Origin of the sequence: Burkholderia perseverans (assembly GCF_022870505.1) — a bacterium.
Taxonomy (GTDB): Bacteria; Pseudomonadota; Gammaproteobacteria; order Burkholderiales; family Burkholderiaceae; genus Burkholderia; species Burkholderia plantarii.
Map to the genome: position 1 here is coordinate 2,505,663 of NZ_CP045094.1, position 12,231 is coordinate 2,517,893.

A 12,231-nucleotide genomic window follows, 5' to 3' on the forward strand; every position below is an offset into this window, starting at 1 on the left:
CCGGAAACCCGCTCGCGACGGGTTCGTCCGGCGCGCCGGGACACCCCGAAAAAGCGCCGTTCGCCGCGCCGCGGCATCGGCCTCCCCCTTCACTCCCTTGTTGACGAGGAACCCGCGATGACGCCGACCACTCCGGAACGCCCCCCCTCCGGCCCGCGAAGCGCGCAGCGGCAGGCGCCCGGTGCCGTCCCGCCCGCGGCCCGCATGCCGGCCGCGCATGCCGTGCACCCCGAGGCGCTGCTCGACGGCCTGACGCTGCCGCTCGACGACACCTCGCTGGCCGTCGCCGCCCGCCGCGTGGCCGCCGCCTGCCCGTCGCTGCCGCGCCCCGGCGGCGGCCACACGCTCGCGCGCTGGCGCTTCCTGGCCGAGCTGGCCGCGCTCGACCTGCCGCTCGTGAAGATCTACGAGGCCCATGCCGACGCGCGCGCGATCCTCGACGAGCTCGGCACCGAGCCGGCCCCGGACTGCGGTCTGCTCGCGGTCTGGGCCGCGCGCGCGCCGCGCGACGAGCTGCGCATCGTCGCGCACGACCTGGGCCACGACCTTACGCCCGCGACGCGCCCCGAAGGCCGCTACGTGCGGCTCACCGGCAGCAAGCCGTGGTGCTCGGGGGCGCGTTTCGTGGACGCGGCGCTCGTCACCTGCGTCGGCGCGGACGGGCGCGACGAGCTGGCGCTGGTTTCAATGCGGCAGCCCGGCGTGACGGTCAGCGAGCGTGGCTGGGAGGCGCTCGGCATGCGCGCCACGCAGAGCGTCGAGATCGATCTGGTCAACGCGCGCGCGCGGCTGGTCGGCGCGAGCGGCGCCTATCTGGAGCGTCCCGGCTTCTGGCACGGCGGCGCCGGCATCGCCGCGTGCTGGTACGGCGCGGCGGCGGCGCTGGCCACCCGCCTGCGCGACGCCGCCGCGCGGCGCGACGATCCGCATCTGCGCGCCCACCTGGGCGCCGCCGACGTCGCGCTGTCCAGCGCCCGCGCGCTGCTGCGCGAGGCGTCGCAGCAGATCGATGCCAGCCCCGGGGCGGATGCCATGGCGCTCGCGCTGCGCGTGCGCGGCGCGGTGGAGGCCGCGGCCGAAGTCGTACTGCGCGCCGCCGCGCACGGCCTCGGCGCCGGCCCGCTGTGCCGCGACCGCTGGTTCGCGCAGATGGCGGCCGACCTGCCGGTGTTTCTGCGCCAAAGCCATGCCGAACGCGATCTGGCCGCGCTCGGCGCAGCCGTCGCGAACGAGCCCGCGCCGTGGCGCCTTTGAGGGGACGCACGATGGCCGAGGCTGACGAACGGGAAATCCACCGCGCCCAACTCAACCATTTCGAGGCGATGTTCGCGCAGCATGCGGACCCGTGGCACTACCGCACGAGCTGGTACGAGGCGCGCAAGCGCGCGCTGATGCTGGCCGCGCTGCCGCGGCAGCACTATCGGCGCGGCTTCGAGCCCGGCTGCGCGAACGGCGAACTGTCGGCGTGGCTCGCACCGCGCTGCGAGACGCTGCGGTGCGCCGACTTCGCCCCCAGCGCCGCCGCGCTCGCGCGCGAGCGCCTCGCCGGCTTCGCGCAGGCCGCCGTGGAGGTGCTGACGATGCCCGATGACTGGCCCGAGGACCGCTTCGATCTGATCGTCATCAGCGAATTCGCCTATTACCTCGACGCCGCGCGCTGCGCGCGGCTGGCCCGGCTCGCCTGCGAAGCGCTCGACACCGACGGCACGCTGGCGTGCTGCCACTGGCGCCATGGCGCCGACGACATGCGGCTGACCGGCGATGCGGTCCACGCGCTGTTCGCGCGGGCCGCCCGCAGCGCCGGCCTGCATGCGCTCACGCGCGTGGCCGACGCCGATTTCCTGCTCGATATCTGGAGCACCAGGGCCTCGGACCTCACGCCGCGCTGATGCCGCGGCAACGGCGCCGGCCGCGCCGTCAGCGCATGCGATCGCGGCGCTCGGCGAGCCAGTAGCGCTCGGGCGCGTCGAGATCGGTGAGTCTCGCGTCGCCGAACGCACGCAGCTGGCTCGCATAGGCCGCGATCGCGCGCCGCCTGACGGCGCGGGCCGGCTCGCTCCCGCGCGCCGCGCACCAGCCGGCGTCGAGCGGCGTGACGCGCCAGCCCGCCCGCTCCAGTTCGCGCAGGCGCGCGGCCGTCACGCCCGCTACGCCGCGATGGATCGCCTCCTCGTACACGAGCCAGGTCCGCAGCCGCCGGCGCCGCGCCAGCAGCAGCCACGCGTCGGCCACGCAACGGTGATCGGGATGGTTCAAGCCGAGCGGGACCAGCGGCACGGCACCGGGGCAGCGCGCCAACTGCGCCGCCAGCGCGCGCGCCAGGGTCCGCACGCCGGGCGGCGGACCGTACTGCCCGTCGAGAAACGGCAGCCGCACGCCGCGTGCGCCGCAGATCCTCAATGCTTCGTCATCCTCACGGACGCGCTCGCGCAAGGCCGCCGTGGAATCGGCGAAACCGCCCGCCACGTCCCACGGCCGGCATTGCGGCGGCTCCGGCGTGCCCGCGAACACGGTGCAGACCACCGTGCCGGGGCGCGTCGAGACCAGCGACGCGCAACTGAACACGGCGTCGTCCAGATGCGGCGACACCACGAACAGCGGCGCATCGGCGTGGAGCGCCGGCATCGCGTCGTCATCGTCGGCGCGGGAACGCTGGCGGCCCGCCGACGCGCGTCGGGCCGGGCGCGCCTCGTCGGCTTCGTGGCGCGGCATCTCGGGGCCGGGCCTGACGCGAGGCATGGACGGCCTCATGCGGCACCGTCGGCCAGCGGCGCCGGCTCGATCATCGCTGCGCCGCCCTCGCCGCGCAGCGTGTTGAGGCCCCTGCCCGCCCAGGCCGCGAGCGTGTCGCCGAAGCCGCCTCGCGCGCGCGGATCGAGGCGCGCGCTGGTGGTCACGCGCGGCGCGGCGCTCCAGGCGATCCGCGCGCCGGTGGCGGTCAACCGCGCCACCAGCGCCACGTCCTCCTCGCAGGCGAGCGGCGGAAACCCGCCCGCGCGGCGGTAGGCCCGCGCACTGACGCCAAGGTTCGCGCCATGCACGTGGCGATGGCCGTCGGCGTCGCGATAGCGAAGCCGCCACGTCTCGACGACGCTCGCCGGATGGCCCCGCCAGTCGTCGACGGCCACGGTACCGCACACGGCATCCGCGCCGAGCGAAAGCTGCGCGACGAGCCAGTCCGATGCCACGCGGCTGTCGGCGTCGGTGAATGCCAGCCAGCGGGCGCCGTGACGCAGCAGGAGGTCGGCGCCGGCCGCACGCGCGGCACCGACGTTGCGCGCCTGCACCGCGACCGTCTCGACGCCATGGCGCGCGGCGATGCGCGGCGACGCGTCGGTGCAACTGTCGAGCACCACCACGATGCGCACGGGCTCGCCGCGCAGCGCCGGGTGCCGCGCGGCCGCGCCGGCCGCCGCCAGGCATCGCGCGAGCCGGCGGGCTTCGTTGTGGGCGGGAATCACGACGCCGATCATGAGGGCTCCTTGCCGTGGGAACGCGGCCGGCGCGGACCGGCGCGATGGATCGCCTCCGGTGCCGTCACCGGAGCGGGAAGTTGGACGAAACGCCGGGTCGGCGGGGTCATCGATGCGGATGCGGGTCGAACCTCTGCGAAGCGTCACGCGTGTGATCGTTGCGGGCGCGGGGCTTGCCTTGCGTGGCGCTGCGGTACGGGACACAGCCGGGGATGCCGTCATCGCGAACGATGTAGCCGCCCGCCGTGACGGACCGGCCGGCACGACGTGTTTGATCGACGGCCTCGCTGCGCGGCATGCCCGCGTTCGTCACGCCCACGACGGCCACACCCGCGGCGGCGGCGCAATGGTTTTGCTTTCCGGGTATCTTCGGCATCGTCGCGTTCTCGTCATGAATGGTCACGACATCGGCTCCGCAAGCTTCATGCCCATCGCGAGAAGCCACGACGCGGGCTCGCGCCGCTTGCCCCACGGGCTTCGGCGATAGGCAGGCGCATCCAGCCGCCGCGCTGGTGCCTCGACATTTTTGCAGCAGGCGATCGCAATATTTCAAGCATGCCGATACGAAGGAACCGGACCGCATGCATTCCTCGTGCCGCCGATCGGATCCGTCTCGAAGCCCGCGCGATGCCCTCGCCGCGACGGTCGAGCGCGCCGGTGCGGCCAGCCGCGTGGCGGCCGAGCCTGGATCGTCAGGAAAGCATCGACGCTGCCGGCCGCCGGGAAGACCGGGCCGTGCTCGTCGCCGGCGCAGGCGTAATACCCGCCCGATGTCTCATCCGCCCGGGCGCGCGACCAACGCGCGACCAACACGCCGCCTGCCATCGACGCGATCGGGCGGACGGACTGCCTCATCCCGACTCCGGTGCAAACGGCGTCTTCGCCAGACATTCCCGAATAAACCCCGCAAACGCCCGCGCCTTCGCACTGGCCTGCCGCCCCGCCGGATACACCGCCCACAGATCGAGCGACGGCAGCGCCCAGTCGGTCAGCACCGCCTCCACGCGGCCCTGATCGAGATCCGGCTGGAACATCCACTCCGTGGCCACCGCCAGCCCCATCCCGGCGAAGACGGCCTCGCGCACGCCCTCGGCGGCCGTGGTGCTGACCGTATCCTTGAGCGTCACGACTTCCGACGCCGAACGCCGAGTGAACGTCCACGTCTCCCCACCCCCACCCTGCGTGTAGATCACCGCCGGAAACCGCGGCAAGTCCACCGGCCGCTTCGGCACGCCATGCCGTTCGAGATAGGCCGGCGTCGCCACCACCAGACGCCTTGACGTCGCGATCCGCCTGCCCGACGCCGTCATCGAGGTCGGGTCGCCCATCCGCAGCGCAATGTCGATGTTCTCCCCGATCAGGTCGACGTTGCGGTCATCGAGAATCGCCTCGACCGTCAGCGCCGGATGCGCCTCCACGAAAGCGGGCAACAGCGGCATGACGTGCAGCCGCGCGAACGTCACGGTGGCGCTGAAACGCAAGCGCCCGGCGAGCCCCGTTCCCGCTCCGGTGGCCGCCAGATCCGCTTCGCTCGCCTCCTCGAGCGCGCGCCTCGCCCGCTCATAGAAACCCTGGCCGGCCTCGGTCGCCGCCAGCCCGCGCGTCGAACGCGACAGGAGGCGGACCCCGAGCCGCGCCTCGAGCTGCGCGATCGCCTTCGACACGGCCGGCTGGCCAATCCGCAACTGTCGCGCCGCGGCCGAAAACGAGCCCGTCTCGACAATGCGCACAAACGCTTCCATGGTGGCGAACCTGTCCATTTCTCATTCCTTGGTGGAATCAATGTTATGGCTTTAATCGATCTACTCGATTTTATAGGAATAAATTAACGTGCTGACTCACCCATCACACGAGTGAGTTTCCATGAGCAAGTTATTCAGCCCGAGCGTGATCGGCCCTTACGAAATCGCCCATCGCGTGATCCTGGCGCCGCTGACGAGAATGCGTTCCGAGCCCGGCGACATACCGGGGGACTTGATGGTCGAGTACTACCGCCAGCGCGCGAGCCGGGGCGGCTTCATGATTGCCGAGGCGTCGCCGGTTTCGCCGCTCGGCATCGCCTATGCCGGCGCCCCCGGCATTTACGCGGACGCGCAGATCGCGGGATGGCGCAAGGTCACCGACGCGGTGCATGCCGCCGGTTCGAGGATCTTCCTGCAGCTCTGGCACAGCGGACGTCAATCGCACCCCGACCTGATCGGTGGCGAAACGCCGGTCGGCCCGTCCGCCTTGCTCGCGGAAGGCGTGGCCGTGTCCCGCAACGGCGAGATCCCGTTCGCGCTGCCACGCGCGCTCGAGCCGCACGAAATCCCGGAGCTGGTCGCACAATTCCGGCGTGCCTCGGAGCGAGCGATGGAGGCCGGTTTCGACGGCGTCGAGCTGCACTCGGCCAACGGCTATCTCACGGATCAATTCCTGCAGGACGGCAGCAACGTCCGGACCGACGCCTACGGCGGCACGCTCGAAAAGCGCGCCCGCTTCCTGCTCGAGGTCGTGGAAGCCATGACCTCGGTCTGGGGCGGCAACCGGACCGCGGTGCGGATTTCGCCCAGCGGCAAGTTCGGCGGCATGTCCGACAGCAACCCACAAGCTACGTTCTCCTACGCAACGCAAGCGCTGAATCGTTTCGGCCTCGCCTACCTCCACGTCATCGAGCCGCGCATCAAGGGCACCGAGGATCTCGAGGACGGCGCGCAGCCGGTCGCCGCCGCGATGCTGCGCCGGCACTTCCAGGGCCCGCTGATGGCGGCCGGCGGTTTCGATCGCGCGAGCGCCGAAGCCATTCTCGAGGCCGGCGTCGCCGACACGATCGCGTTCGGTCGGGCGTTCCTGGCCAATCCCGATCTTCCCGAGCGGTTCCGGCGGAACCTTCCGCTCAACGCCTACGACCGCTCGACGTTCTACGGCGGCGATCACCGCGGCTACGTCGATTACCCGTTCCACGCCGCGGCAACCGCCGCCTGACTCCCCCGACTCCCACCGAGGCTCTCCCATGTCACTGCAAGACAAACTCGACGCATTCCGTGCCAACTTCGAAGCCGGCGGCCCGCCCTACCATGCGCCCGCCCATATTCACGAGCCGATGCATCGCGCCACCCGCGAACTGATCGAATCGGGCGCCGCGCGACAGGCCCTGAAGGTCGGCGACACGGCACCGGCCTTCACGCTCGACGACGCGGACGGCAAACCCCACGCGTCCGCCGACCTGCTCGCGCAGGGGCCGTTGATCGTGACGTTCTATCGTGGCGTCTGGTGCCCTTACTGCAATTTCGATCTGCAGGCGATCGAGGCCGCGCTCCCGGCACTGGAAAATCGCGGCGCCCGGCTGGTGGCCATTTCCCCGCAGACCGCGCCGAACAGCCGGCGCAGCCAGCGCGACAACAAGCTGAGCTTCCCGATCCTGTCGGACCCGGGCAATGCCGTGGCCGCCGCATTCGGCATTCGCTTCCAGTTGCCCGATTATCTGGCCGATCTCTATAAAAACGTCTTCAAGAACGATCTGGCCGTGGCGAACGGCGATCCGAGCTGGACGCTGCCGATGCCCGCGCGCTTCGTGATCGGCCAGGACGGCGTGATCGTCTATGCCGAAGTCAATCCCGACTACACGCGGCGGCCCGATCCCGAAGAACTGCTGCCGGTGCTCGACCGGATCCGAAGCCAAGCGGCATGACCGGGATTCAGCGGACGTGCTCCGATCGCGCTTCTGCTGACATTCATCAGTGAATCGACTGGAGCTTCATCGCGAGATGATGATCCGGAAATGACGCAAGCCGCGTTGAACGCGGCGATTCGCTCATATCGCGGCCTCCTGAACGGAGGCCGCCATTCCTTTGGCTCGAGACGCCATCCGCGCCGGAATACGACACAAATTCGCGCCGCGTCTCCAGCGCTACATCGCCGGCCACCTCACTGACTGACATCCCCCGACATCACCGGGCGCGATTCAACCCAGCTGCGCCGCCCGCTTTACGCGAAACCAAGCAACGATTCACCAACCGCGCCCCGCATCTCCGTGAATCATCAACGGTTCTGGATTGGCATATGAATTGCGAATTTTTCGCGGGGGCGATTTCGCGAACGTCAATCCTCTCGACCAGCAGGTTGCGCGGCATTTTCAAATCATGATGTGCCGCGATACGGAGCGCGAGCGAAATCCGCCATCATGACCGAAGAGGCCAACACTCCATATCCCACAGAGATAACAATGACATTCATGAAAACAGCCATGGCTTTGCGCAGCGCCGCCGTCATCGGCCTGCTGTCCGGCAACGCGGCCCTCGTGACGCCCGCCTTTTCGCAGACTTCCCGCACCCCGTCCTGCACCGTGTCGCCGACCGGCCTGTCGGTCGCGCTGCAGGCGACGGCCGCCAAGGGCAAGCCGTTCACCGTGGCGGGCGGCTACCATCTGTCCGTGAAGGTCAACGGCGGCGATGCGGCCAAGGTGCTGGTGGACACCGGCTCGAACGCACTGGCGATTCCCGCCTGGCGGATCAACGGCTTCCCCGCCGACCCGGAGCACGACACCACCGGCCTCGTGATCTCGGGCAAGCTGCCCTACCGGTATTCCAGCAGCGGGAATTCGTATTTCGGCTACCTGGTTCAGGTTCCGGTACAGGTGTCGGGCGCCGGTAGCGCATCGGTCAAAGCCGAGAACGTGCAGGTGCTCGCCATCACCGAGGTCTGCGGCTCGAGTTCGAACTGCAGCCCCGCCGGGCCCGGCAACAGCAGCAACATGGGCATGATGGGCGTGGGCTTCCAGCCGACGCCGACGCTGCAGGTCAACAGCGCCGGCGGCACCATGCCGGCCACCCGCACCAACGTCTTCCAGCAGATTCCCGGCGTGGAAACGCAGGGCTGGATCTTCGAGCCGGACGGTCACATCGTCGTCGGCCTCAACGCCGAAACGACGAAGGCATTCACCAGCTGGGCATCGATGGTTCCGGACCACAAGGGCGGCATCTCGCCCGAAGGCTGCCTGCGCGTACAGGAACCGGGCAAGCCCGAGTCCGGGATGCTTTGCGGCACCATGCTGCTGGACACCGGCATGCCCACCATGAACCTGTGGGTCTATCGCGGGGATCAGGCGGGCGCGCCGTTCTGCCCGCTGCGGTCGGGCACCAGCACCACGGGCAAGAAGAAGGCCGGCTTCGACGGCAAGCCGTTCCCGGCCAATACGCTGATCACGCTCACCTCGCCGGGCCAGACGCCGACGCTCGACTATCAGTTCAATACCAGCACGCCGCAGCAGCCGGGGACGCCCGAGGCCACCTACTGCACCAACGTGAAGGGCAGCTCGCCGGCCGAGAACGCGTTCTTCAACACCGGACGCATGCCGCTCCAACGTTACAGCTTCGCCCGCAACCAGACCTGCGGAACGTTCGCCTATCGCGCGGCGAAATAAGGGCGCGTCGCGCCGGAAGCGGGAGCGTTTCCGTCTCCCCCTTCACGGCGATCGTCGGTCGCCCTGCCCGCGTTCGCCGGGCGGCGTTCATCGCCGCCCGGTGCTCCGGTCAGGTACGACCGCCGACGTGCGGGCACCGGCCCGGCTTGTCAGCGCACGCCGCCCGCACCCAGCAGATGTTCGCCCGACAGCCACCGCGCATCATCGGAGGCGAGGAACACCGCGATGTCGGCAATGTCTTCCGGCCGGCCGGCCCGGCCCAGCGGCGTCTTGGAAACGAACTCCTTCTCCATGTCCGAACCGGTGATGCCGGCCGTCACGGTGCCTTCGGTCGTCACGTAGCCGGGGTTGATCGCGTTCACGCGGATCTTGCGCGGCGCCAGCTCCAGTGCCAGCACGTTCGTGATCGCATCCACCGCGCCCTTGGTGCCCGTGTAGATCGCGCTCATCGGCGGCGTGATGCGCGTGACCGCCGAACTGATGTTGATGATGCTGGCGCCTTCCTTCAGATGCGGTACGGCGGCCTGGGTGACCAGCAGCAGACCGAGCACGTTGGTGTCGAACTGGCGGTGGAATTCTTCCGTGGTGATCGCCTCGATCGGCGAGAACGCATACACGCCGGAGTTGTTGACGACGATGTCCAAGCCGCCGAAGCGGTCGAGCGCGGTCTTCACGAGGCTGGCCGCCTGATCGGCGTCGGCCACGTTGCCGCCGACCGCCGCCGCCCGGCCACCGGCGCCTTCGATCTCGGCCACCACGCTTTCCGCGCCCTGCTTGCTGCTCGAATACGTGACCACCACGGCCGCGCCCTGTGCCGCCAGTGCCTTGGCGATCGCCGCGCCGATGCCCTTCGATGCGCCCGTGACGAGCGCGACCTTTCCTTCGAGTTTGCTCATGGATTCCTCTAGTTCGATGGGAGACCCGCCGGGTCTCGATGTCCGTAACCGACACGGTCACTATAGGAAGGTCGACGCAAACGAAAAAGCGGCTCGCCACGAATAAAGAAGCGGGATTTGCCGAATAATGGCTGCGGGCGGCCGCGGAACCGGCGCACCGGCGTACCCGGGCTGCGCGGCGCACCCGGCCGCGATTGCCCTGCGCCCGGGTTTCGTCGCGCCATGAAACGCGGCGCGCCGCTTTTCCATCGGAATCCTGATTAAATTGGAAAGCCGCTTCGACCATCGGCCGAATCCGGCTCGACAGCCCGCTGGCGAAAATGGCAACGATGCCCGCCGCGTCGATGCAGCGGACGCGACGTCAATCGAGGACGGTCACTTGGATGGGCGTTTCGGCAGGCAGGACAAACGAGTCGACGCGACCGGCGCGAAGCGCGATGAGCAGACGCTGGCATTCGGAGACCCGGGCCTGCTCCCCGGACGACAGTGCCGCATCATCGGCGGTCAGGGTGTTGAGTTCCGCGATCACCATCGCGATGGCACTGCGGCGGGCGACAAAGAAGTGGTTCATGACCCCTCCGGACGATACAGCGAGGGCGTGTCGGCGCGAGGTCATGCTTCGCGCCATGAAGCGCGCATGATACTTCAAGCGCTCCCGCCGCGTGCGGCGCGGCTCCACGGCGACGTGTCCGTGGGGGTCCGGACGACGCCTCCCTTGCCATCCGTCCGGGCCGAAACCGGATGCCGGCGGGCGCCGCCACCGGAGCGACGCCGCCGGGCGCCCCGCTACGCGATGCCCGGATACCTCCGGGCAACCCTCGCTGCGCCGCTATCCGGCCATTTCACGGTCGCCAGCTTCGCATTGACCTTGATCGTGTTCCCCACCGCCAGCGTGCCGAAATCGAGCGGCACCGTCTTCTCGAACACGACGTACGGCGTCGAGCCGCCGTAGTCGAAGTGCCGAGTTGCTCGCCTTTCTTCACGCGCTGGCCATCCTTCACCACCAGGGTCAGCAACGGGATTCCGGTGATCCCGATCGGCATCACGCACACCGAACCGAGCCGGGCATCGTCGGCCTCGATCGACACCAGCGCGCGGTTGTTGACGGCCGCGCCGTAGACCTGCAACTCGACGCCGGCATCCGGATCGGCGTTGTATTCGGGCGTGGTGGTGCAGATCAGGTCCAGCTGCGCCAGCATGTCGTCGATGTCGAGCACGCTCTTCTTGAACGCGGCGCTCTGCTCGATCGCCTCGATCACGTACATCCGGACGATGCTGGCGGCGTTGATCAGGTCGGCCATCGCCTGCCCGGACGGATGGCGGCCCGCCGCTCCGCGTTCGGCGACGCGCGCCGCCGCGCGCGCCTGCAGGTCGAGCTGCCATGCGATCAGCGCATTGCGGTCCGGGGAAGATAGCCGGCGACGTAGCCGAAGCTTTGCGATAATGCGCGTCGAGTTCCTGTTCGGCACAGGTGGTCATGTCGTGGTCGCTCGTCGTTCGTTGTCAGTGCCGGGAAGCCATGCGTGCCGGGCGTGGGCCATGCCGGTGCGATACTCATCGGACTGCCGGGCGATGCGGAGCCAGGCCGGCGGCGCCGGGCGCCCCGGCTTCGCACTCCTGACTAAAACATCGGATACCCAGGGAATTCACGAAGTCCGGCAGGTCATCAAACGACCGATTATCGGTGCCGGATTCATCCGGTTCCGCCGACCAGGGTTGACCGCGCCAGAGGGTTTGCGCCGCCATCGTTTCAAACGAAACAATGAAGGCGAATTGCCATCAGCCCGTATGTGGTTTTTACTTTCCCCGTGAACGCGCGATCACAACTCCAGTAAAGTCGATTGGCGAGCACAACGACGCGGCCGCGTAGCTTTTCAAAAGTGGCCGCATGAAACCGACATCACGATGCAATACCCATGGCCGGGGTATTTCGACGGGGGTATTTCGACGAGGCATATCGATAATCACCCGAGCGACCTCGCTCGCCGATATTCCGACCCGGCTCATATTAATCCGGGTTGAATCGGCGCCGTCCTTTTCACGCGGGCCGACGGCGAATCAATCCGCTTTCGTCACGCGCCGCCGTCGGCACCCAGCGAACCGTATTCGATCGGCATCCGCGTGAAGAACAGATGCACGCCCTCGCCCTTCAGCCGGGCCAGCAGCGCATCGATCTTCGCGTCGTCGGCGATCAGCGTCACGGCCACGGGCTGGTCCACGAGTTCGAAGAAACGCGCGGCATGCAGTCTCCCACGGGAATCGACCGCTTCCGAAATGTCGGCAACCGTGGCCCCGACGATACCGGCGCCGGCGGCCTCCTCGAGCAGCCATTCGACGACGGTCAAATGCTTGACCCGATGGCTCTGGTTCGCGGCATACAGGGTGAGCTGGCTTCCGTTCATGCGTATCTCCAGGCTGGGCCGAACGCCGTCACCTCGCGGAACCGGGCGGCATGCACGTC

At 68.9% G+C, this 12,231-nt stretch carries 13 protein-coding genes; 5 read left to right on the forward strand and 8 right to left on the reverse strand.

Annotated elements, in window-relative coordinates:
• Positions 1 to 117 precede the first annotated feature (117 nt).
• Positions 118 to 1,254, forward strand: a complete 1,137-nt coding sequence (locus tag BpN12_RS25640; protein ID WP_246795049.1) for an acyl-CoA dehydrogenase family protein — start codon at positions 118 to 120, stop codon at positions 1,252 to 1,254.
• An 11-nt stretch (positions 1,255 to 1,265) separates the two neighbouring features.
• The gene (locus BpN12_RS25645; protein ID WP_246795050.1) at positions 1,266 to 1,889 is read left to right on the forward strand and encodes an SAM-dependent methyltransferase; all 624 of its coding nucleotides are present in this window, start codon (positions 1,266 to 1,268) and stop codon (positions 1,887 to 1,889) included.
• A 28-nt stretch (positions 1,890 to 1,917) separates the two neighbouring features.
• On the opposite strand, the gene BpN12_RS25650 is transcribed toward BpN12_RS25645, so the two are convergent.
• The 4 genes from BpN12_RS25650 to BpN12_RS25665 form a co-directional block, all read right to left on the reverse strand.
• A complete protein-coding gene (locus tag BpN12_RS25650; protein WP_246795051.1) occupies positions 1,918 to 2,739 on the reverse strand; it encodes a PIG-L family deacetylase in 822 nt (273 codons plus the stop codon).
• 8 nt (positions 2,740 to 2,747) lie between these two features.
• The gene (locus tag BpN12_RS25655; protein WP_246795052.1) at positions 2,748 to 3,473 is read right to left on the reverse strand and encodes a glycosyltransferase; all 726 of its coding nucleotides are present in this window, start codon (positions 3,471 to 3,473) and stop codon (positions 2,748 to 2,750) included.
• Between the two features lie 106 nt (positions 3,474 to 3,579).
• Positions 3,580 to 3,876 carry a hypothetical protein gene (locus BpN12_RS25660; protein WP_246795053.1) on the reverse strand — a complete coding sequence of 99 codons (297 nt, stop codon included), beginning with the start codon at positions 3,874 to 3,876 and terminating at the stop codon, positions 3,580 to 3,582.
• A gap of 448 nt (positions 3,877 to 4,324) precedes the next feature.
• On the reverse strand, positions 4,325 to 5,233 hold the full coding sequence (locus tag BpN12_RS25665; protein WP_246795054.1) for a LysR family transcriptional regulator: 909 nt from the start codon (positions 5,231 to 5,233) through the stop codon (positions 4,325 to 4,327).
• Between the two features lie 103 nt (positions 5,234 to 5,336).
• Between BpN12_RS25665 and BpN12_RS25670 the strand changes: the two genes are divergently transcribed.
• From BpN12_RS25670 to BpN12_RS25680, 3 genes are all read left to right on the forward strand, one after another.
• Positions 5,337 to 6,437 carry an alkene reductase gene (locus BpN12_RS25670; RefSeq protein ID WP_246795055.1) on the forward strand — a complete coding sequence of 367 codons (1,101 nt, stop codon included), beginning with the start codon at positions 5,337 to 5,339 and terminating at the stop codon, positions 6,435 to 6,437.
• Between the two features lie 28 nt (positions 6,438 to 6,465).
• Positions 6,466 to 7,143, forward strand: a complete 678-nt coding sequence (locus tag BpN12_RS25675; RefSeq protein WP_246795056.1) for a peroxiredoxin-like family protein — start codon at positions 6,466 to 6,468, stop codon at positions 7,141 to 7,143.
• 555 nt (positions 7,144 to 7,698) lie between these two features.
• Positions 7,699 to 8,874, forward strand: coding sequence for a hypothetical protein (locus BpN12_RS25680; protein ID WP_246795057.1), 1,176 nt, complete (start codon positions 7,699 to 7,701; stop codon positions 8,872 to 8,874).
• Positions 8,875 to 9,023: 149 nt separating this feature from the next.
• Here BpN12_RS25680 and BpN12_RS25685 read toward each other — a convergent pair whose 3' ends face one another.
• From BpN12_RS25685 to BpN12_RS25700, 4 genes are all read right to left on the reverse strand, one after another.
• Positions 9,024 to 9,770: an SDR family NAD(P)-dependent oxidoreductase gene (locus BpN12_RS25685; RefSeq protein WP_246795058.1), complete on the reverse strand. Its 747-nt coding sequence runs from the start codon at positions 9,768 to 9,770 to the stop codon at positions 9,024 to 9,026.
• Positions 9,771 to 10,131: 361 nt separating this feature from the next.
• Entirely contained in the window at positions 10,132 to 10,341 is a 210-nt protein-coding gene (locus BpN12_RS25690) for a hypothetical protein (protein WP_246795059.1), read from the reverse strand.
• 271 nt (positions 10,342 to 10,612) lie between these two features.
• Positions 10,613 to 11,071, reverse strand: coding sequence for a hypothetical protein (locus tag BpN12_RS25695; protein WP_246795060.1), 459 nt, complete (start codon positions 11,069 to 11,071; stop codon positions 10,613 to 10,615).
• Positions 11,072 to 11,842: 771 nt separating this feature from the next.
• Positions 11,843 to 12,172, reverse strand: coding sequence for a DUF190 domain-containing protein (locus BpN12_RS25700; protein WP_246795061.1), 330 nt, complete (start codon positions 12,170 to 12,172; stop codon positions 11,843 to 11,845).
• Positions 12,173 to 12,231: the final 59 nt, after the last annotated feature.